At 39.6% G+C, this 25798-nt stretch carries 29 protein-coding genes and 1 riboswitch; of the genes, 16 read left to right on the forward strand and 13 right to left on the reverse strand.

The features are described 5' to 3' along the window. The first annotated feature begins 232 nt into the window (after nt 1-232). Together CH76_RS09430 and CH76_RS09435 are read left to right on the forward strand one after the other, a co-directional pair. Entirely contained in the window at nt 233-1849 is a 1617-nt protein-coding gene (locus CH76_RS09430) for a methyl-accepting chemotaxis protein (protein ID WP_036145374.1), read from the forward strand. 157 nt (nt 1850-2006) lie between these two features. Beyond that, nucleotides 2007-3617, forward strand: a complete 1611-nt coding sequence (locus CH76_RS09435) for a long-chain fatty acid--CoA ligase (protein ID WP_036145376.1) — start codon at nt 2007-2009, stop codon at nt 3615-3617. A gap of 46 nt (nt 3618-3663) precedes the next feature. On the opposite strand, the gene trpB is transcribed toward CH76_RS09435, so the two are convergent. Further along, entirely contained in the window at nt 3664-4821 is a 1158-nt protein-coding gene (gene trpB, locus CH76_RS09440) for a tryptophan synthase subunit beta (RefSeq protein ID WP_036145378.1), read from the reverse strand. A 148-nt stretch (nt 4822-4969) separates the two neighbouring features. On the opposite strand from trpB, the gene CH76_RS09445 reads away from it, so the two are divergent. Next, on the forward strand, nt 4970-5179 hold the full coding sequence (locus tag CH76_RS09445) for a DUF3923 family protein (protein ID WP_036145381.1): 210 nt from the start codon (nt 4970-4972) through the stop codon (nt 5177-5179). Between the two features lie 37 nt (nt 5180-5216). Here CH76_RS09445 and CH76_RS09450 read toward each other — a convergent pair whose 3' ends face one another. Further along, a complete protein-coding gene (locus tag CH76_RS09450) occupies nt 5217-5699 on the reverse strand; it encodes a QueT transporter family protein (RefSeq protein ID WP_036145383.1) in 483 nt (160 codons plus the stop codon). A 6-nt stretch (nt 5700-5705) separates the two neighbouring features. Next, nucleotides 5706-5750, reverse strand: a riboswitch (PreQ1 riboswitch). 276 nt (nt 5751-6026) lie between these two features. Here CH76_RS09450 and CH76_RS09455 point away from each other — a divergent pair. Genes CH76_RS09455 through CH76_RS09465 form a run of 3 tightly spaced genes read left to right on the forward strand, consistent with a single transcriptional unit; the run spans nt 6027 to nt 8873 of the window. Next, nucleotides 6027-7043, forward strand: a complete 1017-nt coding sequence (locus CH76_RS09455; protein WP_036145386.1) for an ABC transporter substrate-binding protein — start codon at nt 6027-6029, stop codon at nt 7041-7043. Nucleotides 7044-7063: 20 nt separating this feature from the next. Next, nucleotides 7064-8086: an ABC transporter permease gene (locus CH76_RS09460; RefSeq protein WP_036145387.1), complete on the forward strand. Its 1023-nt coding sequence runs from the start codon at nt 7064-7066 to the stop codon at nt 8084-8086. Beyond that, a complete protein-coding gene (locus CH76_RS09465) occupies nt 8079-8873 on the forward strand; it encodes an ABC transporter ATP-binding protein (protein WP_036145389.1) in 795 nt (264 codons plus the stop codon). Before CH76_RS09460 ends, CH76_RS09465 begins: the two co-directional genes overlap by 8 nt. A 37-nt stretch (nt 8874-8910) precedes the next feature. Here the strand turns inward: CH76_RS09465 and ilvA are convergent, their stop codons facing one another. Continuing rightward, a complete protein-coding gene (ilvA, locus tag CH76_RS09470) occupies nt 8911-10173 on the reverse strand; it encodes a threonine ammonia-lyase IlvA (RefSeq protein ID WP_036145390.1) in 1263 nt (420 codons plus the stop codon). Between the two features lie 182 nt (nt 10174-10355). On the opposite strand from ilvA, the gene CH76_RS09475 reads away from it, so the two are divergent. After that, complete coding sequence (locus CH76_RS09475; protein WP_036145392.1) at nt 10356-11090, forward strand: TerC family protein; 735 nt, start codon at nt 10356-10358, stop codon at nt 11088-11090. 50 nt (nt 11091-11140) lie between these two features. Here the strand turns inward: CH76_RS09475 and CH76_RS09480 are convergent, their stop codons facing one another. From CH76_RS09480 to thiD, 8 genes are all read right to left on the reverse strand, one after another. Then, nucleotides 11141-12004 carry an FAD:protein FMN transferase gene (locus CH76_RS09480; RefSeq protein ID WP_051910300.1) on the reverse strand — a complete coding sequence of 288 codons (864 nt, stop codon included), beginning with the start codon at nt 12002-12004 and terminating at the stop codon, nt 11141-11143. A gap of 61 nt (nt 12005-12065) precedes the next feature. Then, the gene (locus CH76_RS09485; protein WP_036145395.1) at nt 12066-13262 is read right to left on the reverse strand and encodes a cell wall metabolism sensor histidine kinase WalK; all 1197 of its coding nucleotides are present in this window, start codon (nt 13260-13262) and stop codon (nt 12066-12068) included. Beyond that, complete coding sequence (locus CH76_RS09490; RefSeq protein WP_036145397.1) at nt 13262-13930, reverse strand: response regulator transcription factor; 669 nt, start codon at nt 13928-13930, stop codon at nt 13262-13264. Before CH76_RS09490 ends, CH76_RS09485 begins: the two co-directional genes overlap by 1 nt. A 77-nt stretch (nt 13931-14007) precedes the next feature. Continuing rightward, entirely contained in the window at nt 14008-14358 is a 351-nt protein-coding gene (locus CH76_RS09495; protein ID WP_036145400.1) for a PH domain-containing protein, read from the reverse strand. A gap of 211 nt (nt 14359-14569) precedes the next feature. Continuing rightward, nucleotides 14570-15919 carry a YjiH family protein gene (locus CH76_RS09500; RefSeq protein ID WP_036145402.1) on the reverse strand — a complete coding sequence of 450 codons (1350 nt, stop codon included), beginning with the start codon at nt 15917-15919 and terminating at the stop codon, nt 14570-14572. A 150-nt stretch (nt 15920-16069) separates the two neighbouring features. After that, a complete protein-coding gene (gene bshB2 / locus CH76_RS09505; protein WP_036145405.1) occupies nt 16070-16744 on the reverse strand; it encodes a bacillithiol biosynthesis deacetylase BshB2 in 675 nt (224 codons plus the stop codon). Between the two features lie 12 nt (nt 16745-16756). Further along, on the reverse strand, nt 16757-17107 hold the full coding sequence (locus CH76_RS09510) for a YojF family protein (protein WP_036145407.1): 351 nt from the start codon (nt 17105-17107) through the stop codon (nt 16757-16759). A 109-nt stretch (nt 17108-17216) separates the two neighbouring features. Continuing rightward, nucleotides 17217-18050 (reverse strand): bifunctional hydroxymethylpyrimidine kinase/phosphomethylpyrimidine kinase, encoded by an 834-nt coding sequence (gene thiD, locus CH76_RS09515; protein WP_036145411.1) that lies wholly within the window; start codon nt 18048-18050, stop codon nt 17217-17219. Between the two features lie 109 nt (nt 18051-18159). On the opposite strand from thiD, the gene CH76_RS09520 reads away from it, so the two are divergent. From CH76_RS09520 to CH76_RS09545, 6 genes are all read left to right on the forward strand, one after another. Then, on the forward strand, nt 18160-18831 hold the full coding sequence (locus CH76_RS09520; RefSeq protein WP_036145413.1) for a uracil-DNA glycosylase: 672 nt from the start codon (nt 18160-18162) through the stop codon (nt 18829-18831). Between the two features lie 57 nt (nt 18832-18888). After that, entirely contained in the window at nt 18889-19065 is a 177-nt protein-coding gene (locus tag CH76_RS14095) for a hypothetical protein (RefSeq protein WP_036145414.1), read from the forward strand. After that, the gene (locus CH76_RS09530) at nt 19062-19304 is read left to right on the forward strand and encodes a DUF5327 family protein (protein WP_036145416.1); all 243 of its coding nucleotides are present in this window, start codon (nt 19062-19064) and stop codon (nt 19302-19304) included. The genes CH76_RS14095 and CH76_RS09530 overlap by 4 nt, the downstream gene beginning before the upstream one ends. 18 nt (nt 19305-19322) lie before the next feature. After that, the gene (locus tag CH76_RS09535) at nt 19323-19703 is read left to right on the forward strand and encodes a DUF423 domain-containing protein (RefSeq protein ID WP_036145419.1); all 381 of its coding nucleotides are present in this window, start codon (nt 19323-19325) and stop codon (nt 19701-19703) included. Nucleotides 19704-19829: 126 nt separating this feature from the next. Next, a complete protein-coding gene (locus CH76_RS09540; RefSeq protein ID WP_036145421.1) occupies nt 19830-21131 on the forward strand; it encodes an NCS2 family permease in 1302 nt (433 codons plus the stop codon). A gap of 225 nt (nt 21132-21356) precedes the next feature. Next, the gene (locus CH76_RS09545) at nt 21357-22043 is read left to right on the forward strand and encodes a hypothetical protein (protein ID WP_036145423.1); all 687 of its coding nucleotides are present in this window, start codon (nt 21357-21359) and stop codon (nt 22041-22043) included. A gap of 43 nt (nt 22044-22086) precedes the next feature. Here CH76_RS09545 and CH76_RS09550 read toward each other — a convergent pair whose 3' ends face one another. Next, nucleotides 22087-22728 carry a D-alanyl-D-alanine carboxypeptidase family protein gene (locus tag CH76_RS09550; RefSeq protein WP_051910301.1) on the reverse strand — a complete coding sequence of 214 codons (642 nt, stop codon included), beginning with the start codon at nt 22726-22728 and terminating at the stop codon, nt 22087-22089. A 77-nt stretch (nt 22729-22805) separates the two neighbouring features. Beyond that, the gene (gene hemQ / locus CH76_RS09555) at nt 22806-23555 is read right to left on the reverse strand and encodes a hydrogen peroxide-dependent heme synthase (RefSeq protein WP_036145426.1); all 750 of its coding nucleotides are present in this window, start codon (nt 23553-23555) and stop codon (nt 22806-22808) included. 110 nt (nt 23556-23665) lie between these two features. On the opposite strand from hemQ, the gene CH76_RS09560 reads away from it, so the two are divergent. From CH76_RS09560 to CH76_RS09570, 3 genes are all read left to right on the forward strand, one after another. After that, a complete protein-coding gene (locus tag CH76_RS09560; RefSeq protein WP_036145428.1) occupies nt 23666-24484 on the forward strand; it encodes a lipoate--protein ligase family protein in 819 nt (272 codons plus the stop codon). 75 nt (nt 24485-24559) lie between these two features. After that, complete coding sequence (locus CH76_RS09565; protein ID WP_036145431.1) at nt 24560-24787, forward strand: DUF1450 domain-containing protein; 228 nt, start codon at nt 24560-24562, stop codon at nt 24785-24787. An 81-nt stretch (nt 24788-24868) separates the two neighbouring features. Further along, on the forward strand, nt 24869-25777 hold the full coding sequence (locus CH76_RS09570) for a LysR family transcriptional regulator (RefSeq protein WP_036145434.1): 909 nt from the start codon (nt 24869-24871) through the stop codon (nt 25775-25777). The last annotated feature ends 21 nt before the right edge of the window (nt 25778-25798 follow it).

Raw genomic sequence — 25798 nt, forward strand, 5'->3', positions numbered from 1 at the left:
CCCCAAGTTACGGTGATGAACCCCTTTTTGGTAAGTTCAATTTTATTAAGATTAACCAACTGAATCACTCCTTATAGATGCAATTTTCTAAAAACTCATAGGTAACGTACCATAAGGCTTATTTTTTGTCAAAAAGTGCTAAGTAATCTTAATAAAAACTTTACATAGCTATAACATATGCCCTATAAATTATGCGTATGATAAATAGACTAGCGTATGAGGAGTTAATGTGATGAAGTTACTGCAATATGTGCAAGTGAAAGATAAGCTCGTAGTATTAATGTTTATTTGTGTGATTTCGAATGTATTATTAGGTATTTTTAGTATGGATTATTTACGTAAAATGTCATGGCAAGCAACAGCGACGTATGATCAGGCATTGTTACCTCTTATATGGCTAACTGAACTTGAAGATATGCCAATAGGAGATGAGACAGCTAAGCCTGCTGAACAACTTACAAAGCTGAAGACTGTGGCGCTTGATAATAAATTACCGCTTCTGATTAAAAATTATGAACAAGGTTATGAGGCGTTGCAACAACTAGTAGCAACATCCGAGCAGTCAGCCGCGTGGCATGAACAAGTGTATATGCCAAAATATCATACATTGCAGGCGCTACTTAGTGAAATGCGTACGCATATTATCACAGCCGCTAATACAAAGCGTACAGTATATGAGCGCGACATTCAGTTTGGTTATAAATTATTAGGCACGGTTAGTTTAGCCGTTATTATTTTAGTCATTGCGATGAGTATCATTGCAACAAGAGCCGTACATATCCCAACACAGGAGTTAAAAAAATTATTAAAGCGTGCTGAGCAAGGTGATTTTACTGCTATGGCTACTTATAGTGCACGTGATGAGTTAGGCGAAGTAATGCTATCTTATAACCAAATGGTTACGCAGGTGCAGGGATTACTGTCGACAGTTCAGCGCAGTGTCACTGAGGTGACAGCTATTGCAGATACCGTGGAACAAACGACCTCAACTACTGTAGACTCTACACAACGAATTACGACACATATGACGCATATTGCGCAGTCAACACAGCAATCCACGCTACAACTAACAGCTAATGAAGCTTCACTTCAAGAGGTCGCACAAGGTATTACCCAAATTACAACACGTATGCACCAGCTAGCTGAGTTTGCAGATAGCACGTTGCAAGAGGCGCAACAAGGCGAGGTGATTGTGGCACATAATATAAAGCAGATGAAGAGCATTCAACAATCAGCTGAAAAATCGAATGGGGCAGTGCAGGCTATGGCTAATCGCTCATTAGATATCGAAAAAATTGTTGAGGCGATTACAGCATTAGCAGAACAAACCAATTTACTCGCACTTAATGCAGCAATTGAAGCAGCGCATGCAGGTGAGCATGGCAAAGGCTTTGCCATTGTAGCGGACGAGGTGCGGCATTTAGCCGAAAAATCCATTGCTTCTACTAAATTAATTACAGGCATTGTGCGTGACATCCAGCGTGAATCAGCTGACGCGGTTGTCATGATGCACGAGGTAGTAGGTGCTGCTGAGCAGGGCGTGAGTGTTACGACACATACAGCACAAAAGTTTGGTGATATTTTTACTCAAGTAGAAGATATTAAGCCCCATGTTGTGGAGGTATCACAAACACTTGAAGAAATTTTGCATCATACGGCACAAGTAGCAACAGCTGCCACCACATTAACTAGCTTTTCGCAAGACAATGCACGCTATGTAGAAGATGTAGAGCAATTAACTACAACACAAATGCAACAAATGCAGCAGTTATACCAGCAAGCAGGAACAATTGCTAAGGTCTCTAAACAACTTCATCAAGCAACCGCAAAATTTGCAACGAAGGTCTAGCCCAGTGCTGGGCCTTTTTTGTAGTTAAAGCGCAAAATAGCTAGTAAAATTTAAAAATTCATTGCTTAACACTTTGCAAGATGGCTATAATATAATTATCTAAATATTATATTATTTGGATAAAAGGGGATTTTATAATAAGGGGGATGGGATTATTATGATGCAAACACCATTAGTGTTAACGGATTTTTTTAATCGTGCCGAAACATATTTTTCGAAAAAAATGATTATTTCACGCACGAGCCCGACACATACACACCGCCTAACTTATGGCGACTGGGCGAAGCGCACTCGACGTTTGGCGCACGCACTAACAAAATTAGGTATGAAAAAGGGCATGAAGGTTGGCTCTTTTGCTTGGAACCAACACCGACATCTAGAGACATACTTTGCCGTACCATGTACAGGCGCAGTATTACATATGGTTAATATCCGTTTATCTGAAGACGATTTAGTTTATATTATTAATCATGCAGAGGACGAGATGTTATTAATTGACGTAGATTTAGTGCCAATCATTGAGGCAATTGCACCACAGCTAAAGACAGTTAAGCATTTTATTATTATGACAGACGAGGCTTTGCCACAAACTAGTTTACCTAATGCATATAGCTATGAACAATTATTAGCAGAGGCAGATGAGACATTTAATTTCCCTGATGATCTTGGCGAAAATGATCCAGCTAGTATGTGTTATACAAGTGCAACAACAGGGCGACCAAAAGGTGTTGTATATACGCATCGCGGCTTAGTGCTGCATAGTATGATGCTGAGTATGGTTGATTCTATGGGGATTTGCGAGGCAGATAAAACAATGCCTATCGTACCAATGTTCCATGTAAATGCGTGGGGCATCCCTTTTGCCAGCGTAAACGTAGGCGCAACGCAAGTATTAGTCGGGCCAAATTTCACACCAGAAATTATTTTAGACATGATTGAGGCAGAAGGCGTTACATTAACGGCGGGCGTACCTACGATTTGGTTAAGTGCTTTACAAATTCAAGAAAAGCAGGCGCGTGATATTAGTTCATTACGAGTAATTTGCTGTGGTGGCTCGGCTTCACCACAACATTTAATTCGTGCATTTGAGGAGGTATATCATATTCCTTATATTTCGGTTTATGGTATGACCGAAACCACACCGATTGTTGCGTTATCCAATTACCAATCATGGATGGAAGATTGGGAGATGGATGATAAAGTTGCTGTACGTACTACACAAGGAATGACGATGCCTTGTATTACCTCAAGCATAATTAATGAAAACGGTGAAGTGCCATGGGACGGTACAACAATGGGTGAGCTTCGTTTACGCGGGCCGTGGATTTCCCACGAGTATTATAAGGATGAGCGTACCGTGGATGCTTATCGAGATGGTTGGCTCTACACAGGTGATATTGCAGTACGTACGCCTGATGGTTTAATTAAAATTACAGACCGCACAAAAGATTTAATTAAATCTGGTGGCGAATGGATTTCTTCTGTAGATTTAGAAAACGCACTCATGTCTCACTCTGAAGTTTATGAAGCGGCAGTTATTGCAGTGCCCCATGCAAAGTGGCAGGAGCGACCATTAGCCTGCGTTGTACTGAAAGAAGGCGCAAATGTAGCTAAAGAAGAGTTATACGCTGTGTTAGAACCACACTTTGCAAAGTGGTGGATGCCTGATGACATTGTATTTTTAGACGAAATTCCTAAAACATCGGTTGGTAAGTTTTTAAAAGCTAAATTACGCGAAAATGTAGCTGAAATTTATCCTATGCTTTAACGAACGAAACCCCCCATCACACTTATTTTGTGATGGGGGGTTTTTATTAGGATAGCATGTCAAACACTTGCTCAACATCCTTATCACCGCGACCAGACACGGTAACGATAATACTTTCGTCAGGGCTAAGTGTTGGCGCTAATTTTAACGCGTGTGCAATGGCATGTGAGCTTTCTAGTGCTGGAATAATGCCTTCTTCACGTGATAATACTTTAAAAGCATCAAGTACTTCTTCGTTTGAAATCGTAACATACTCAGCGCGTCCAATTTCTTTTAAGTAAGAGTGCTCAGGACCACAACCAGGGTAGTCAAGCCCAGCAGCGATAGAGTAGGTTGGTTTAGGATTACCTTGCTCATCTTGTAGCACATAGCAACGGAAACCGTGTAACTCAGCGGGTACACCTTCGTTTAGGGAAGCGGCTTGGTCAGGCTCAACACCAATTAAACGTACATCCTCATCATCAATATAATGTGCGAATGAACCAATGGCGTTACTACCTCCACCAACGCAAGCTACTACAGCTGCAGGAAGCTTACCCTCTTTTGCTAAAATTTGCTCGCGGCTCTCTTCACTAATAACTTGTTGGAAGTGCTTTACCATTGCTGGGAATGGATGCGGACCAACTGCAGAACCTAATAAATAAAAGGTATGGTCGTAGTTTTCGACTAAATCAGCAAATGCTGCGTCAACGGCTTCTTTTAAGCGACCTTGCCCTTCTGTAACGGCAACTACTTTAGCGCCTAACAACTCCATACGGAATACATTTAGTGCTTGGCGTTTTGTATCTTCCTCGCCCATATAAATTGTGCAGTCCATACCAAACATAGAGCAGACTGTAGCGGTTGCTACACCATGTTGCCCAGCGCCTGTTTCGGCAATTACACGTTTAGCACCCATGCGCTTCGCCAATAAAATTTGTCCAAGGACATTATTGATTTTATGTGAACCTGTATGATTTAAATCTTCGCGTTTTAAATAAATCTTTGCGCCACCTAAGCGCTTTGTTAAATTATCAGCTAAATAAAGTGGTGACTTGCGACCAACATACTCTTCAAAGTAATAATTTAATTCCTTGTTAAAGTCTGCGTCATTTTTGTATTTTTGGAAATTTTCGTCCAAAATATCAAGCACCTTTTGTAAATCTTGTGGCACAAAGCTGCCACCAAATTGCCCATAATAACCTTTTGTCTGTACTGTACTCATCTCATCTGCACTCCTCGTGTTGCCCTCGCATTACTATATGCAAGCGACAGTGTAGTAATTTTTCTCATAATACCGACAATTTTCAGTTAAGTCAAATTAATTGAAACGCAAGTATTATGCTAAACGTAAATTAAACAGGTGATAAATAATGAATAAATTTTTTTGGCGCAGCCTTACGATGGCTTGGGTAATTATTTTCGTAGCTGGCGTAGTATTTTTACAATTTAGAGTAATTGATGCGACAGGTGTACTTCAAACGACAGAGCTACGAATGCTTGCACAACTTTTATGGTTAGCAGTATTTTTAGTTATTGCGATGTTGCAGTTAATTATTTGGATGCTCGTAAAAAGGAAATAATAAAAAGGCTTTCGAATTTCGAAAGCCTTTTGTGTGTTTATAACATATTTTTAAAATCTAAACGCTTGTTGAGCGTGTACATAATTGGCGCACCAATAGCTAGTACCACAAATTCGCCACCGGCTACAAATAACCACGTCCAAAAGAATGGTAACTTGAGTACAAGTGTTAACTCAAATGCAATAATAAACATAGTTAATGTAAATAGCACTGTCATAATAGCTAAACGTACTTTGATATTTGATACAAATTTAAAAATAAAAATAGCTAAGCCTAATGTAATGACTGAATGGCCTACGCCAAATACTAAATCAATTGGTCCAAGCTCGGAGTTGATATTAGAAATAAATACACCTAGCACAACACCCGGCATAAATAATGGGTTGAAGGCGATTAAGTGGTTAAAAATTTCTGGTATACGGAATTGTAGCTCACCAAAAGCAATAGGCTTAACTGCAAAAGCTAGCGCAACATATAAAGCAGCAACTGTAGCGTTAACTGCTAATAGTTTAATTTTCATATTTTTTTCTCCTTAGTTTTTTTTCGTGGGATGGTTACGAACCACGTTGAGCAAAGTAATATTCTAATATAGCAGAGGTATGAAGTCAATTTGAAGGAAATTTCAGTATATTATAGCCTGGCAGAAAAAAAGTTTTTTACTATATTAAAAAAATGAATTAGCCGTAAAACCAATCAATTTAGCGGTTTAAAGCGGCGAATTATGGTAAAAGCAAAAATAATTTATCCAAATAAAGTGTCAGAACATTTAAAACCCTTGTTGACGAACATTTTAAAGCACTGTAATATAGCGATAAATTAGTATTTGAGACATAAGGGGGACGTTGAGATGATGAAGAAATCAAGCTGGTTAACATTACTGTTACTTTCTATCGTACTTGTGCTAGCAGCATGTGGTGGCGGAGATAAGGCAACAGAAGAACCGAAGGAAAACGATGAGGACAATAACAATTCAACTGCAAATGGAGAATCATATACAGTGGGGATCTCACAAATTGTTGAGCATCCATCACTAAATGCAGCAACAGAAGGCTTTAAACAAGCACTTAAAGATTCAGGATTAGATGTAACATTTGATGAGCAGATTGCTCAAGGCGACAACAGCCTTAACACAACAATTGCTACAAACTTTGTAGGTAGCGATGTTGATTTAATTTTTGCTAACTCAACACCTTCTGCACAAGCAGCTATGGGGGCAACGAGTGATATTCCTATCATCTTTACTTCTGTAACAGATGCAGTAGGAGCAGAGTTAATTGATTCAATGGATAAGCCAGGTAAAAATGCAACAGGTACAATTGATTTACACCCAGATACAATTAAAAATACAGTAACCTTCTTAAAAGACGAGCTAGGTGCTAAAAAAGTTGGTATGGTGTACAACGCTGGTGAGCAAAACTCAGTAGCGCAGGTAGAGCAAGTGAAGGAAGCGGCGAAAGAAGCCGGTATTACAATCGAAGAAGCTTCAGCATCAAACTCATCAGAGGTAAAGCAAGCGGCTGAATCATTAGCGAGCAAGGTTGATGCGTTTTACATTATTACAGATAACACTGTTGTTTCGGCATTAGAGTCAGTAATTGATGTAGGCGAAACAAACGAAGTACCTGTTATCGTAGGCGAGTTAGACTCAGTAGCACGTGGCGGCCTAGCGGCTTATGGCTTCGAGTACAAAGATATTGGCTATGAAGCTGGCGAAATGGCAGCGAAAATTTTAAAGGGTGAGGCAACAGCGGCAGAGCTTGCAGCACAGTACCCACAAAATTTAAAATTAGTCGTTAATAAAAAAGCAGCAGACGCACTTGGCATTGAGGTTAAAGATAGCTGGGGCGCAGAAGTGATTGACTAACAACTAGGAGATGATTCGAAATGTTCGTTACAATATTTGGTTCAGTTGAGCAGGGAATCATCTATGCAATTATGGCACTCGGGGTTTATTTAACCTTCCGAGTGCTTGATTTTCCTGATTTAACCGTAGACGGAAGCTTTGTGACTGGCGCGGCAACAGCAGCCATGATGATTGTATTAGGTTATAACCCTGTGATTGCAACACTGGTTGCGATACTTGCAGGTTTTGTAGCAGGCTGTATTACAGGTCTACTACATACGAAGGGTAATATTAATCCCTTGCTGTCAGGTATTTTAATGATGATTGCATTATACTCAATTAATTTACGCATTATGGGCTTTACGCTCGAAAACTCCGTAGGTCGACCAAATATTCCATTATTAAATGTCGATACGATTTTTTCGACAGTAGCAACATGGTGGGGCAACTTAGGTATTGATGCAGCTATTACTAGTGCATTAATGGGTCTTGGTTTCGAAAAAGTACCAAAGACGTGGAGTGTATTATTTGTAGGGCTAATTATTATTATTTTGATTAAAGTGTTTGTAGATTGGTTTTTAAAGACGGAAGTTGGGCTAGCTATTCGTGCAACGGGAGATAACCAACGCATGATTCGCAGTTTTTCGGCAAATACGGACCGTCTAATTATTTTAGGACTAGGTTTATCTAACGGTTTAGTGGCCTTATCAGGTGCTTTAATTGCACAAGTAAATAAAGCGGCTGACGTTACGATGGGCGTTGGTATGATTGTCACAGGCCTAGCTTCTGTAATTATTGGGGAAGCTATACTTGGAACAAAAACAATTATGCGCACGACGCTAGCTGTAATTATTGGTGCAGTGATTTACCGTGTTGTATTGGCACTAGCATTAAAATCCGGCTTCCTTGACTCAGGTGATATGAAGCTAATCACAGCGGTTATTGTTATTATTGCATTAATTTTACCGCAGATTATTGATAAATATAAGGAGCGCAAACGTAAGGCAAAGCGACTTGCTGATATGCGCACGCAACTAGAGCAAGGAGGTAATGAGCTTGCTTAAACTACAACAAATTCAAAAAACCTTTAATGAGGGCACACCTGACGAAAAAGTGGCGCTTGGTAATATTAATTTACATCTAAAGCCAGGTGATTTTGTAACAATCATCGGCAGTAATGGTGCAGGTAAGTCAACGATGATGAATATGATTTCGGGGGCACTTACACCAGATTATGGTCGTGTGATTATTGATGGTAAGGATGTTACTGCATTGCCAGAGTTTAAACGTTCACAGTATATTGGACGTGTGTTTCAGGATCCTATGGCGGGCACAGCACCTTCTATGACGATTGAAGAAAATATCGCACTCGCTTACTCGCGTAATAAGCCGCGTGGCTTGCGTATGGGCGTGACGAAAAAACGCCGTGATATTTTTAGAACAGCACTTGAGCGTTTGCATTTAAATTTAGAAAATCGTTTAGGCGCAAAAGTTGGCTTACTCTCAGGTGGTGAGCGTCAGGCACTCTCTTTATTAATGGCAACGTTTACTCAGCCATCTATTTTATTACTAGATGAGCATACGGCAGCGCTTGATCCATCGCGTGCAGAGTTAATTACACAGCTTACGAAGGAGCTAGTTGCGCAAGATCAACTTACTACGTTGATGGTAACGCACAATATGCAACAGGCGCTTGACCTTGGTAACCGCTTAATTATGATGGACAAAGGTCAAATTATTTTAGAAGTAGAAGAACAACGTAAGCCACACTTAACTATTCCAGATTTAATGGCAGAGTTCGAAGCAATTCGAGGCGAAAAAATGAACTCGGACCGCGCGTTATTAGGCTAAAAAAGGCTTGAGCATATGCTCAAGCCTTTTTTGATGGTTATACGAGTAGCCCGAATAATGTAATGTCTTTATTTACTTCTTTATAAGAGAAGCCAAATTTCTCCATACGTTCTAACAGTCCAGGGTAATCATCGCGATCACCAACTTCAATGCCAACAAGTGCTGGGCCGCTCTCTTTATTATTTTTCTTTGTGTATTCAAAGGTTGTAATATCGTCATTAGGCCCAAGTACATTTGATAGGAATTGACGCAGTGCACCTGCACGTTGAGGGAAATTAACAATGAAGTAATACAGCAGCCCTTCATGAATTAGTGATTTCTCTTTAATTTCCTGCATACGCCCAATATCATTGTTACCGCCCGAAATAATAAAGACGACTGATTTGCCTTTGATTTGCTCAGCATAGCTATCAAGCGCTGCTACAGATAAAGCGCCTGCAGGCTCAGCGATTATCGCATGCTTATTGTATAAATCTAAAATTGTTGTACATACTTTGCCCTCAGGCACGAGCACAATATCATCTAGGTAACGTCGGCACACGTTATATGTGTGTTGACCAACTAATTTGACGGCAGCACCATCTACAAATTTATCAATCCACTCAAGAGCGACAGGTTTGTTTTGCACAAAGGCCTCTTTCATACTGCCTGCGCCCGCAGGCTCTACACCAATAATTTTTGTATCAGGTGACAGATTTTTTACATAGGCTGAAACACCAGACATTAAGCCGCCGCCGCCAATACTGCCAAAAATATAATCAATCGGCTCCTCGATGTCATTCATAATTTCTACTGCGACTGTACCTTGCCCAGCAATTACATCAACGTCATCAAAAGGGTGGATGAAAATCTTTTCGTGTTCATCGCAAAACTTAATCGCGCTCTCTGCTGCATCATCAAAAGTATCACCGGATAAAATAATATCGACATAATTGCGACCAAACATACGCACTTGATCGATTTTTTGTTTAGGTGTTGTTTGTGGCATAAAGATGCTGGCTTTAATGTTGAGTTGTGCACAGGCATAAGCAACACCTTGTGCGTGGTTACCGGCGCTTGCAGCTACTACGCCAACTGCACGGGCATCCTGCTCGATTTTTTTGATTTTATAGTAGGCACCTCGTAATTTAAACGAGCGAACATGCTGTAAATCTTCGCGTTTAATATAGATGTTGGCACCGTACTTCTCTGATAGGTAATCATTTTTTTGCAGGGGTGTGTGTACCACAACATCTTTTAAAAACTGATGCGCGATTAAAATATTTTCCACCTGCACTAATTTAGCTTGTGTTTTTTCCATTGTGTCAACCTCCATATTCTATATAAACATTCATCTATAGTATCATATTTTATACACCAAGGGTTTGAATATTCACTTAATTCTAATAATCCTGTGTAAGCTAGAGAATGTTGTTAGCTTTGAGGGCGTGTAATTTGACGTAGAAGGGTATAGAATAGAAAAAAAGTTTAGGAGACGGTAGTATGATACAACAAATTCTTGATACGTATGCCCAGTTTTTTGATTGGCATATGTGGAAAGTTGTACTGACAGACCCTGTATCATGGGGACTGATTTTATCTTTAGTATTAATTGAAGGCTTATTGTCAGCGGATAATGCGCTAGTACTTGCGGTACTTGTACGCCATTTACCAGAGGAGCAGCGTAAAAAAGCATTATTGTACGGTATGATTGGTGCGTACTTCTTCCGTTTTGTTTTTATTGGTATAGGCGTTTATTTAGTGAAATTTTGGTTTATTAAAGCACTGGGTGCATTGTATCTTGCTTGGCTCTCTATTTCGCACTTCATTAAAAAAGAAGACGACGACATTCAAGAGTTTAATAAAAACACTTTACTTGTACGCCTGTTTGGGACATTTTGGGCTACTGTTATTACAGTAGAGATTATGGATGTGGCATTTTCAGTGGACTCGATTTTAGCGGCCTTTGCAGTGTCGAGCGAGGTGTGGGTATTATTAATGGGAGGTATGCTGGGGATTTTAGTGATGCGTACAGTAGCAACTGTGTTTGTTTCGCTTATTGATCGCATTCCAGAACTTGAAAATACCGCCTTTATTTTAATTGGTATTATTGCGATTAAAATGGGGCTTAGTGTTTTTCATATCGAAATATCACATTATTTATTCTTTGCCATTTTAATTATTGCTTTTGCGATTACTTTTGTTATTCATTTTATGCGTAAAAATAAAACAGTTTAACAATAAAAAGTTGAAGCGATTTTTAAAATCGTTTCAACTTTTTTTATTTTTTAGCAAATCGCATGTTGCTTTTGCCATTGGTGAGAGCCATCCGTTTGCACAATATAACAAGAAGCTTGCCCAAGTAGCGCCTCATCTGTTAAAAAGCATAGCTTCGCCCCCACCTCACCTGTTGCTAAATCATCACAGATGAAGGTAGCTTGCACAATTTGTGTTTGTGCAGGTAACCCAGTTTGGCCATTTAAAATATGATGTACGAGCTCTTGGTTGGTTTGCCATGTACGTTGTAGACGGCTAGATGTTGCGATTGCGCCATTTTTAAGGCGTAGTGTTGTCATAGTTGTACCATCAATAGGGTGAAGTAGTGGCACAAGCCATTCTTTATCTGTTGTTGACCAAACGCGCATATCATCACCGCCAATAATTTGCCCATACTCGGCATGATAGCTATTTTTTAGCATAAGGCATAGCTGGTCAATTAAAAAACCTTTTGCAAAGCCGCCTAAGTCAACTTCACCGCGCGCATATTTTTGCACAGTATACTGTGGTAAAAAGCTCAGTGCTGTTTTAGGCTTAGGTAGTGTGCGCAGTGCAGAGTGACGAAATGGAAATGACGTTACATAGCCGTTAGCAACCATCTGTTTGCGTAAATAAGGTGAAAATAAACCGTTCGTGCGTAAATAAAATTTATGTGCGCTTTGTAAGCAAGCATAAAGTAAAGGATTAATTTGTATCGTTTCGCCAATAGCAAGGCGATCAATTTGTGCGAGTTCATTATCGTCCGTAAAACGTGACCATTGTTGCTCCAGTGCTAGCAACCATTGCTTTAACATTGGCTCAAGTGGTGCGCAGTGCTGTGGAAGTGTGAACGAAAAATCCACATTCATAGCGCGAAAGGTAAAAGTATGTGTCATAGCTGTTTCGTCCTTCCATCAATTATTGTCTTGATAAAAGTATACGAAAGTAAACTGAATTTTAACTGAAAATTGGTAACGTAATGATAAAGGTTGTACCTAATTTATTACTGCTCACGCTAATTGTGCCGTTATGTTGGGTGATGATGGTTTGTGCAATGGCAAGACCTAGTCCTGTACCACCTTTAGCGCGCGCTTCGTCGCTACGATAAAAGCGTTCGAAAATATGAGGTAAATCTTCGTCACTAATGCCAATCCCACTATCACTTATCACCAAACCATCTTTAGTAAGAGTAATTGCAATTTGCCCTTGCTGTGTATAGCGTAAGGCGTTTTCTAATAAAATATAAAGTACTTGTAGCAGCTTTGCCTCATTGCCAATGACATAGAGGTTAGGGGTGATAGTTGCTTCAATAGGAAGCGCAGTGAGTCGTTCAAATTTTTGTATTGTTTCAGTAGTTAGGGCAGACAGATTTACTTTATCCTTCGTTGTTAATACAAGCTGGTCAGCACGAGCTAAGGTGAGTAGTTGCTCTAATAGCTTTTGCATATGCGTGACCTCTGTCTCGGCGTCTTTCAAAACTTCCTTACCAAAGGAGCTAAGTGACTCTGTGTGTAAAATATCTAGTGAGCTTTGAAAGACGGCTAAAGGTGTACGGAGCTCATGAGAGGCATCGGATACAAAGCGCCTTTGCTTATCATAAGCTTGTTGAATGGGGTGTACAGCCCGTGCAGCAAAGTAGTGGCTAATTGCTCCAATAAGACCTGCAAATAAAAGTGTTGTAATTAATAACACAGCGAGTGTTTTTTTAAAGAAGTTAGTTTGAGTGGTAATCGTTTTACCCGTTAAAATATAGCCAATATTACGATTGTCTAGCATAAAGGGACGCTTAATAATAAAAAGGGACTCCTCCTGCCAAGTGATTTTTTCGGCGGTGTTGGTTGTAAGAAAGTAGCTCTCAATAACTTCTTCGAGCCCATCGTATTGTGAGTCACCGTGGATAAAGTTACCTTCTTCATCATAAATGTAATAAAAAAAGTGGCGTGTGGGATCAATATGTAAAATAGGCTCATTGGTTTGTAGTTGTTGTAAAAAATCGTGTTGCTCTCGCATGAAAAATGCGTTTAATTCTTCAATTTGTTGTTTATCCATAACTTTTTGTAGCGCGAAGAATAAAAAAATCATCAAAATGCCAACAGCTATAGTAAATGTTGTTGTGTAAAGCAAAGTAAGCTTAGTACGCATGAAACGAAACATTATATCACCTGCATTTTATAGCCTACGCCGCGTACAGTTTGGATATAAGAACTGTTAGGCTCATCAATTTTTTTACGTACAAGCTTAATGAGTGCATCAAGCGCATTGCTTGATACATCCTGTTCAAAATCCCAAACATAAGCAGTAATTTGCTCGCGTGTAAGTACATGATTACTATTTTGCATAAAGTAAGAAAGTAGAGAGAACTCATTTTTGGTTAGCTCAATAATCTCGCCATCTTTATGAAGTGTGCGTTGTTGCATGTGCAAAGTTAGCTTGCCACATGTTAGTGTTTCGACAATGAGCTTTTCTTTGCGGCGGCCGAGCGCACGTATGCGAGCAAGTAGTACATCGCTTTTAAAAGGCTTTACTAAATAATCATCTGCGCCTGCATCAAGCCCTGTGATAATGTCTTCACTTGCATCGCGTGCAGTAAGAAGCATAATGCCTGCAGTGTTACCAGAGACTCTTAATTTTTGGCAAACTTCAATGCCAGGTGTTTGTGGCATTAGCCAGTCTAAAATAATGATATCAAATGGCTCAGCACTCGCTGCATCTAGCGCCTCTGCACCATCCTTAGCTGTTGTTACTTTATAACCTGCATGTGTTAGCAAATACGTAATATGCTTGCGTAGGATAACGTCGTCCTCAGCAAATAAAATTTTCATCGTGTATCACCTCTTACTCCTACTATACGCAAAAAAGCTTGCGCGACAAGTGTTACTGTCAGGCAAGCTTTTCGAAATTAAATTTTTTGTTGAATAAAGTTTACGCAATCAAAAATATTAGCTGATTCAATTGCAGATAAAATTTGTTCCTGTCCATCTTGTTGCACTACAACTTGTTGACCGTGTGCATAATGGTGTCGCGTTTCTACCGCATCAATTTCTTTGTAGTCGTAAGGCTCAAATGTTTCAGTGCCAAACTGCTGTGTGTAAAAGGCAAGGCGTTGATTAGTGGCTACAAGCAGTCCCTTACGTTTTCTTCTTGCGCTCATGAACGGAAGATGCACAGTGCCGAACAAACTCTGTCGTACCTCCTCGTCTTCCTTCAAACTGGCTCGAACTAACGATAAAGCGTCTTGCTCATTCCTCAAAATAAAACCCTCCTATAAGTCTAGGTCACTTGAACGGACCTGTAACTAGCATAACAGATACTAATTTTTAGGAGGGTGGGGCATAAGGTGTGCAATTGCTTAAAAGCGAGCTATAGGTAAACAAAAATAAAGGTAATAGTAAGTAATAACCGTTTACATTTTGCTTATAGGGTATAAAGGCATTTAAAAAATATAGTGCTTTATGTTTAGATTAAAAGAAAATATGCGCCATGATAGCGATGATTGGTAATGAAATAACAGTACGTAATAAGAAGATAATAATTAAATCCCAAATTTTAAGTGGAATTTTTGTACCTAAAATTAAACCGCCAACCTCTGACATATAAATTAATTGCGTAACTGATACCGTTGCAATAACAAAGCGTGTCATTTCAGATTCGATGCCGCTACCTAATACGGCAGGTAGAAGCATGTCAGCAAAGCCAACTACCATTGTTTGTGCAGCTGCACCAGCTTCAGGAATGTTTAGCGCGGCTAAGTAGTATTCAAATGGCTTACCTAAAATACTAAATACAGGTGTAAACTCTGCTAATACTAAAGCGATAGTACCAAATGCCATAACAACAGGAGCTACAGCAATCCACATATCCAATACGTTTTTACCGCCCTCAGCCCAAAATGAAGAGAAGTTACTATTATTTTTAGCTGATGTTAACGCGCGGTCTGTTGCAACCTTTAGTAATTTTTCGTCTTGTAGTACTTCTTCTTTTTGCTCTGTTGAGCCATCAATATACGTATCTTCAATTTTACGCAGTGGATAGATACGCGGCATAATTAAGGCAAGTGTTAGTCCTGCGATAATAACAGTGCCATAAAATTGGAAGAAGTAGCTTTCAAGATTAAGCTCTTTTAAAATCGTAAAGCAAAATGTAATCGACACAATAGAGAAAGTTGTTGCAATAATTGCGGCTTCTTTTTTTGTATAGTTACCTTGCTCATATTGTTTGCTTGTCATCAATACGCCGATAGTGCCGTCACCAATCCAAGAAGCAAGCGCATCAATAGATGAGCGACCAGGAATTTTAAATAACGGACGCATTACCTTTGTCATCATTGTGCCAAAGAACTCAAGCAATCCGAAGTTAGTAAGTAAAGGTAATAATAAACCAGCAAATAAGAAGATAGTAAATAAGAAAGTTACAAGTCCTTCTTCAGGATCCATTAATAATCCTGCAGTGTTTGGGTTGTTAATGGCAGCTGGGCCAAAGTCAAAGACAACCATTGCTGTAAATACGACAGCTAGTACACGCGTAATTGTCCAAAATAAATTAACACGGAATAATTGTGCAGCAAAACTTGGTGCTTTCATTGTAGTTTTTGGTAAAAATAAATAAATGACAGAGCCAACAGCGGCAATTGTCATGATAGCTAAAGCAAACCAGCTAATTACAGGAACAATGACACCTGCAAGTGAGTTAGCCATAATTGCGATAGGCACTTTCCATGCGCCTTCAATATTGAGCGGTGTCATAAAGATAAATACGCCAAGTAGGGAAGGTATAATGAAAAGAAGCCATGAACTAAGTGAATGTTTTTTCATGTTGATAACCTCTTTGAATGTATATTTTGTATATTTATACACTATAAAGGTTTTTTATTTGGGTGTCTAGCCCTTTTTACAAAAAAGTTTTTTCTGAAAATTTGATATACCACTAGGGGAAAAAGAAAAAAATCACGTAAAAACGTGATTTTAGTCATTAAATGTAATTGTATAAAACTTTTCGCTAGCAAACCAAGCATCTTCTTGTGATTCGCCGTGCTCTTCCTCGCGATTTTCTAGCTCTTGTAGCATCCAACCCGTTTGAGAAGCATGAGCTTTTAATGCGTTGAGCTTATGCTCTTTAAATGCACTAATATCTACTACGAAATCTGCCTCGCCCATTTCTTCTTCCGTGTTGTTAGCAAAGCCTGCACCAAGTAGTGTTGGACGCTCAGCTTTTGGCATGCGACTTACAGCCTCAACGACAGCACGTGCTGTTGCCTCGTGGTCAGGGTGTACACAATAGTTAGGTAAGAAGGTAAAAATCATTGAAGGGTTTAGCTCAGTAATTAAATCTGTAATCATGCCGACCATTTTTTCATCGTCTTCAAACTCTACTGTTTTGTCACGTAATCCCATCATACGTAAATCTTGAATACCAATTGCCTCACAAGCCGCAATTAATTCCTTTTTACGAATTTCAGGTAATGACTCACGTGTAGCAAACGGTGGGTTACCTAAATTGCGTCCCATTTCGCCAAGCGTTAAGCATGCGTATGTTACAGGTACACCCATCGAAGCTTGCATAGCTGCGATACCTGCTACTGAAAATGATTCGTCATCTGGGTGAGGGTAGACAATTAAAATTTGTCGTTGTTTTTCCATAGAAGTACCTCCTTAATAAGCGAATGGCGTTTCACTAATTTGTAATGCCACTGCTAACTTTCCACTGTAATCTAGACCTGCCATTAATAAGCGGCCTTGCTCATCAATTTCTGAATGCGTGATGCCTTGTGCATATACCCAGCCGTGCTCAAGTTTTAAGCCTACACGATTTGGTGTGTCTTCCATTACTTTAGCGTGCTCATATACGAGCTTTACATTACGGATAAATGCGCCAGCATTAAAAAATTTTTCGTCATAGTGCGCGGCATACGAGCCATTTGTTGTTTCTAAATGAATGTATACCTCTTTATTAGCAAAAGCATCAAGTTGCTTTTGGAGTTGTTCAATATTTACGATTTCCATCTTTGTGCCTCCTTGAAATCAATAGTGTTAGTATAAACAACTTTTAATACAAAGGGAAATGGTAAGGTTTGCAATAAAAAAAGCACCCTCGATTGAGAGTGCTTATGCATTAAATTTCGCGAATGGTAACAGTAGGTGCACCATAGCGTGATTTTGCACCATGCATAACAGGTCCTACATATTTATTAAGTGCCCAGCCTTTGGCGATAGCCGCAGCTACAAATTCTTTTGCCTCAACAACAGCATCTTTAACCGTCATACCATTTGCTAGATTTGCTGTAATAGAAGCGGCAAAAGTACAGCCTGCGCCGTGATTATACGTTGACGCAATTTTTTCTGTTTCTAGTGCATAGAAGGTCGTACCGTCATAAAATAAATCGAGTGCTTTATCCGTTGGCAATGCACGTCCACCTTTGATGACTACCGTTTTTGCACCAAGAGCATGAATTTTTTGTGCAGCTTGTTTCATTTCCTCTATTGTTTGAGGCGTTTTCATGCCAGCTAGCTGACCAGCTTCAAAAAGGTTAGGCGTTGTAACTGTAGCATGCGGTAATAAATAGGTAATCATTGCCTCTGTATTGCCTGGGTTTAATACTTCATCCTCGCCTTTACAAACCATAACGGGATCAATTACTACGTTGGTAGTACCAGCGTTTTTGATTGCCTCACCAGCCGTTTTAATTACTTCTTCTGTAGCTAACATGCCTGTTTTTATAGCATCTACGCCTGTAGAGAGCGCTGTTTTAATTTGCGCGTCTAGCACTTCAACAGGTAACGAGTATACTCCATGCGCCCAGTGCTTGTCGGGATCCATTGTAACTACAACGGTTAAGGCCGTCATACCATATGTGCCATGCTCTTGAAATGTTTTAAGGTCCGCTTGAATACCTGCGCCACCAGACGTGTCGGAACCAGCTATCGTTAATGTTTTCTTTAAGCTCATCATTAAAACCCCTTTTGTAGTAAAATAAATACTATTAGTATAGCGCTCAGCTGAACATATAAAAATAATCAGATTCCTAAAAAAGTATAAGGTCAGGAGAGGGTAAGTAATGAAGGAAGTATTTACAAACGATTGGCAGGAAATTTTAGCAGACCAATTTGAAGCGCCTTATTATAAGAAGCTACGTCAATTTGTAGCGCATGAATATGCGACACAAACGATTTTTCCGCCTAAGGATGAAGTAATGAATGCGTTGTATACAACAGCGTATAAAGATGTGCTCGTTGTGATTTTAGGGCAGGATCCCTACCACGGTGTAGGGCAAGCACATGGCTTGAGCTTCTCAGTGAAGCCGGGTGTTGCGACGCCACCAAGCTTACGTAATATGTATAAGGAGTTAGCGGATGATATTGGTTGTCCTATCCCTGAGCACGGTACATTAACAAAATGGGCGCAGCAAGGTGTACTGTTATTAAATACGGTGCTAACGGTGCGCCAAGGACAGGCACATTCTCATAAAAATCAAGGTTGGGAGCAATTTACGGACGTTATTATTGAGCGTTTAGCAAGTCGAGCAGAGCCTATGATTTTTGTGTTATGGGGTAAGCCAGCTCAACAAAAAACAAAAATTATTGCTGCGCATCCTCAACATCGAATTTTAACGGCACCTCACCCTAGTCCATTAAGTGCACATCGTGGCTTTTTTGGCAGTAAACCATATTCACAAATTAATGCACAGCTCACAGCATGGGGCAAGTCACCAATAAATTGGTGTTTGTAGAAAACTCGTCACTTCAAAGCAAGTAGTAATCGTGATACATTGAAAGGAGGCTGAGGTATGCGCGTTAATTGTTTTCAGTGTCAACATTTTAAAGTGACATGGGATACGCGGAATCCGCGTGCATGTACAGCGTATGGTTTTAAAACAAAGCAATTACCTTCCGTAGTAGTTAAGCAATCATCCGGAATGGATTGTATGAAATTTATTCAAAAGCAGGGGGGCGCTAAAGCATGATTTCACAACAAAGCGTAGTACAGGAAATTGAAAAGCAACTACAACAAGCTAAACAAGCACAAACAGAGGCGGATTTAAAAGCTTCGTTAACAGCTATACAGGCGTTATGTAATGTAGCATTACATTATACAGCGCACACAAAGCCTGATTTGCTTTTGCATACTATTACACCCCCAGCTGTCGCACAACCTAAGCTAGAAGAAGACGATGCAAATGGCGATTCGTTATTTGACTTTTAACAAAGGTAGGGAAAAGAAATGAAGAAATTTATCGTAACAGGTGCAATTCATGCATTTTTAGCAGTCGCATTAGGTGCGTTTGCTGCGCATGGCTTAAAAGATGTATTAGATACGTATAGTACAGGCATTTGGAATACAGCTGTTCAGTACCAAATGTTTCATGCAGGTGGCTTACTAGTGGTTGGTATTTTAATGAGTCGTAAGCTGATGGGCGATGTTAAATTATTAAATATTGCTGGTTGGTGTATGAATATTGGTATTTTGCTGTTTGCAGGTAGTTTATACACATTAGCTGTCACAGGCATTGGTAAGTTAGGTGCTGTAACGCCGTTTGGTGGCGTATTCTTCTTAATTAGCTGGGTATGCTTAATGATGGCTGTTATTAAAGAAGGTAGATAATTGAGAGAGAAGCCTCTTTATATAGAGGTTTTTCTTTTTTTTAAATAAAATAGTTGCAAAATACTGTATAAACGAATATTATGATATTCGTTCTTAAAAAATGTTCGCCTTTAGGAGGTTTGCAACGTGTTTAAATTAAAGGAAAATAATACGACGGTTAGCACAGAGTTGTTGGCTGGTTTAACAACCTTTTTAACAATGGTATATATCGTCATCGTTAACCCTATTATTTTGGCAGATGCTGGGGTTCCGATTGACCAAGTATTTATGGCCACGATTATTTCGGCTGTAGTAGGTACGTTATGGATGGCGCTTATGGCCAACTATCCTATCGCAATTGCACCAGGTATGGGATTAAATGCATACTTTACGTATGCAGTCGTTGTAGCATCTGATGGTAAAATTGATTACATGACAGCGTTTTCGGCTGTGTTTGTGGCTGGTTTAGTATTTGTGGTGTTGAGTTTAACACCATTCCGTGAAAAATTAATTACAGCTATACCACAAAACTTAAAACTTGCGATTACGGCAGGTATTGGTTTGTTTATTGCGTTTATTGGTATGCGAATGTCACATATCGTAGTAGGTAGTGAGGCTAATTTAGTTGGGTTAGGTGATTTAAGTAGTCCTGAGGTATTGCTCACACTGTTTGGTCTTGGTGTTACGATTTTATTAATGGCACGTAATGTTTACGGTGCGATTTTTATCGGTATGGTAGTCACTTCTATTGCGGCGATGGTTACAGGGCAATTAAAAATTGCTAAGGTGATTGCAATGCCTCACTTACCAGAAGGTATTTTAGTGTGGAACCCGATTGCAGCAATGGGCGATGTTATCTCTTATGGTTTATACGGGGTAGTATTTTCTTTTGTACTTGTTACGTTATTTGATACAACAGGCACGATGATTGGTGTGGCACGTCAAGCGGGGCTAATGAAAGATGGGCAACTACCGCGTGTGCGTAGCGCATTGCTTGCTGATTCAGTTGGTACAACTGTCGGTGCGATGTTTGGTACGAGTCCAACAAGTGCCTTTGTAGAGTCGTCCTCGGGCGTAGCTGTAGGTGGTCGTACAGGTTTAACGACGGTAACAGTAGCTGTACTATTTATGGTAGCTTCATTTTTTGGCCCATTAGTGGCATCTTTATCAAGTGTGGCTGCTATTACTTCACCAGCACTAATTATTGTAGGTAGTTTAATGATTGGTGCAGTTAAACAAATTGAGTGGGATGATTTTGGCGAAGCTTTCCCTGCATTTTTAGTTATTTTAACAATGCCGCTTACGTCAAGCATTGCTACAGGTATTGCACTAGGTTTTATTTCATATCCTATTATTAAAATTGCGCAAGGTAAGGCGCGCATGGTTCACCCTTTACTGTATATTTTCGCGATATTATTTGTGATACAACTTATTGTTTTACCCCATTAAAAGGTGCTCATTGGAGCATCTTTTTTTCGTTCAGTTTTTGTTCAGTGTATCTTTTGTACAATGAAGAAAGTAATTTGGAATACCTAATAGTAAAAAAGTCGCTTGCAACGGAAAAATAAAAAAACAAAAGTAGTTTAACTTTCCTCTATATTGGCGATATAATATTGCAAGCATAAATAATAAGTAACACATTGAACATAAACGATAAGGGACAGGTGAAATAGATTGAAGAAAATTACATTATTAACAAAGAGCACATTATTAATGGGTATGCTAGTAGCTATGGGTACAGGTTCAGCTTCAGCAAGTGATGATCAAGAGATTACAAAGGGCTATACAATTAAAGTAACACACTCACATACAGGCGATGCACCAATTATTGTTGAGGAGCAACCAGCATTAACAACAGCACAATACAGTGTGTCACGTAGCGTTGTAGAGTTAACATTTAATAAAGCAGTTACAACAGAAGATCTAGCGAGTCTTTCGTTAACTAAAAATGCACAAGCAATGCCAAATGTAAGCTATACAATTGATGCAACCGATGCAACACGTGTAACAGCAGCTGTAGCAGGCGTAGGTAACGCAGATGAGTTAGCTGTACAATTTAAAAAGTCATCAGAGATTATTTTACCTGTATCAAAAGTAGCGGCTGCAAAGTTTGTACCAAAATTAGAGGTAACACGCCAATTTAATAAAAAAGTAATGGGTAAAGTAGAGCGCGGCGCAAAAGTGAGCGCAGTATTAACAGATGCTCATGGCGTTAAAACACCACAAAAAATTAATGTAAAGCGTACAGGTAACTGGACATATGAAGCAAATGTAGCACCAGGTAGTTATGTATTAACAGTAGTTGCTGAAAAGAATAATGAAAAAATTGCTAAAGATGTAGCTGTACACATCGTAAAATAATAAAAAATGGAGCGATACCCTCGCGTAGGGTGTCGCTCCTTTTTTATGGTGTATATTCTTCAAGTACGAGGTTTTGCTCATGCATGCGTTCACTATGAGGTAGCCCCACGTAGCGCAGGTGCCACGGCTCAAACTCAATACCTGTGATTGCTGTTTTGTCGGCAGGGTAGCGTAATACAAAGCCAAAGCGGTGCGCATTATTAGCTACCCACTTTCCTTCAGGTGCCATCTCCATCGTGCCCTCGGTAGAGCCGATATCTAAAGCAAGCCCTGTGTGGTGTTCGCTATAACCAGGTTTCATGGCATAGCTCGATCCCATCTCGTCATAAAGTGCTTGTTGCTCTTCTAAGTTACGGTAGCCACTCATTACGATGAATTGTGTTACACCCTCCGTATTGGCAGCATTAATCATTTGTTGCAGAGCTGTTGCAACATGCGCTCGTAATTGAATGTCGCTTGAAAACAAAGTGTAGGTACGTTGTTGTTCAAATAAATTTACAAGATCTGTAGGTAACTGATCTTGGCGGATGGGATGTTGTTGATTTACTAAAATTAAATTTTGGTCTGTATCGTGCTCAATGTTAGGTGTAGCAGGTGTTGCTAATAATTGCGTAGGTACTTGCCACTTAATGTAAAGTAAAGTCACCATGACTGCTATAATAATGAATGTTAGTATTTTTTTCATAACTAAAAACCTCCTACACTACTGTATCAAGAAAAACTTAATAAGTAGTATAGAAGGTTATGAAGAAATTATGAAGATTATACGTGTAATAGTTTAACTAATTTTTCGTTGTCTAAAATATTACCTACGAAGAACTCACCAAACTCACCGTAGCGAGCTGATACTTCGTCGAAGCGCATTTCATAAACGATTTTTTTGAATTGTAGTACGTCATTAGCAAATAATGTTACGCCCCACTCGTGGTCGTCAAAGCCAACAGAGCCACAAATGATTTGTTTTACTTTACCTGCATAGCTACGACCGATTAAGCCGTGAGAGTACATTAATTTTTTACGTGTTTCCATATCTAGCATATACCAGTTGTCGTTACCTTCACGACGTTTGTCCATTGGGTAGAAGCAAACATGCTCCCAGCGTGGTAGCTCAGGATATAAACGAGCGCGTACGTGTGGGTTTTGGTATGGGTCTTCTGTAGACTCACCTGCTAAGTAGTTAGAAAGCTCGACTACTGATACGTAAGAGTACGTTGGGATAGTGAAATCAGCAATTGCTAATTTGTTGAATTCTGTTTCAACTTCGTTAAGCTCTTGCATTGTTTCACGTAAAGTCATTAGCATGAAGTCTGCTTTTTGACCAACGATTGAATAAAAAGCGTGTGAGCCAGTTTTAGCTTCATCTGCTTGATTAAGTTTTTCTAAAAATGCGATAAATTCGTCTGTAGCTGCTTTACGTTCTTCTTCAGAAACTAATTTCCAAGAAGCCCAGTCGATTGAACGGAAATCATGTAGTGTGTACCAGCCATCTAAAGTAATTGCTGCTTCATTCATTATGTAAAACACTCCTTAATGTATAATGGAACTTACATTATTTATTTTAGCATACATTGTACATAACAGATAATTTAAAGATTTTGCTAAAGTGAAAAGGAGTAACGATTATGGATTTATTAACGCAACCAGTTTGGCGCTTGTATGATCAATCAATTAGCGCGATTTCGACTTCACCACTTACGTCCTTTGCGATGGACGATACACTTTGTGAGCTAGTGGGGCAATTACAGTCGCCACCAACGCTACGCACTTGGGTGCATGCGGCAAGCGTTGTGCTTGGCATACAAGACCATCGTTTACCTCATGTGCACGAGGCAATGGCATTACTTGAGGCGCGTGGCTATCAACCTATTGTGCGAAACTCAGGGGGTCTTGCGGTTGTTTTAGATGAAGGTGTACTTAATATATCGCTGGTTTTTTCAGAGCAAACAAATGCAATGTCTATTGATGATGGTTATGAGGCAATGCTTGCTTTTACGCGTTTGCTTTTTCCTGAAGGAGAAATTGCGGCTTATGAAATTGAGGGCTCGTATTGCCCAGGTTCGTATGATTTGAGTATTGGTGGCAAAAAATTTGCGGGCATTTCTCAGCGTCGTTTGCGTCAAGGTGTAGCGGTGCAAATTTATTTATGTATTGAGGGAAGTGGCAGTGAACGCGCAACACTTATTCGAGATTTTTATGAGCTAGGTTTGCAAGGGGAGCCAACTAAATTTACGTATCCCGTGATCAAGCCAACGGTAATGGCTTCGATTAACGAATTATTAGGGCTAAAATTAACTGTTGCAGATGTGGTGATACGCGTACAACAAGTGTTAAATCGTCTTGGCGAAATACGCGTCGCTTCATTAAATGCGACTGAAAATGAACGCTATGCTTTTTATTTACAACGCGTAATTGAACGCAATGCAAAAATGTTAGCAAAGTAGTCGCTTGTTTGCGTGCGCCAAGTGCGATAAAATACGTGTGTGCAAAATATAAAAAAGAAAGGGTTGTTGACTACTATGGCAAACGAATTTAAAGTTTGCGATGAATGTCAGGCCGTTAATTTAAAGACGTTAATTCCAAAATTAAAGGAAATTGATCCTGATGCAACCATCGAAATTGGCTGTCACTCTTATTGTGGCCCAGGTCGTAAAAAGACGTTTACCTTTGTAAATAGTCGTCCAGTTGCGGCACTTACAGAAGACGAGCTTATGGAAAAAGTGCTCGTAAAATTAAAACGCAATTAATTTTTTAGAGGCACTCTTACTAGAGTGTCTTCTTTTTTTGCAAAAAAAACGTTATAATGAGCGCAAAGGGGAGGGATTATTATGGAATTACGAGACTTACAGTTATTTATGTGTGTGGTAGAACAAGAAAGTTATACTAAGGCAGCTGCTGTGATGTATGTGTCACAGCCAACGCTTAGTAAAAGTATTAAGCGCCTTGAGGAGGAGCTAGATGTTAAGTTATTGCATCGCACGACACGTAGTGTGTCAGCTACAGAAGAAGGGTTGGTAGTCTATACCTACGCTAAGCGCATAGTTGATACAAAGCAGGAGCTCGACCGTAGCCTGCAAGATATGCGTGACGTGCAACGTGGCACAATTCGGATTGGCATACCACCATTAATAGGTACACTGTTTTTTCCAGAGATTGCGAAAAAATTTCATCAAAAATTTCCGCAGGTTACGCTTGAGCTTATTGAGCACGGGGCAAAAACGATTGGTGAGTTAATTCATTCTGGCAAGGTGGATGTAGGATTTATGGTATTGCCTGTTAATGATGTAACGTTTAAAACAGAGCGCTTTGTGGATGATGACTTTGTAGCTTATGTACATATCAATCACCCACTTGCTAATAAAAATTTGATAACAATTACAGCGTTGCAACAGGAGCCCTTTATTATTTTTTCTGATGACTTTGCGCTCCATGATTTTGTCCTACGCTCCTGTGAGGAGGCGGGTTTTACACCAAAGGTAGCTTATAAAAGTTCGCAGTGGGATTTGATAACGGAATTAATTGCGCTAGATTTAGGTGTAACCATTTTACCGCGTGCAATTTATGAGAAGCAGGCTAATCCTAATGTCAAAATTATTCCGCTAGCTGAGCCGCTAGTGTGGCACTTAGGTATCGTGACTTTAAACGGGCGCTACCAATCCGTAGCACTCAAAGAATGGCTAAACTTAATGGGGGAAGAAGTATGGTCGTGGCAACAATATATGCCTATTAGGCATTAATAATATGCAATATATGTATTT

It is taken from the genome of Lysinibacillus sp. BF-4 (assembly GCF_000743635.1).
Classification (GTDB): Bacteria; Bacillota; Bacilli; order Bacillales_A; family Planococcaceae; genus Metalysinibacillus; species Metalysinibacillus saudimassiliensis.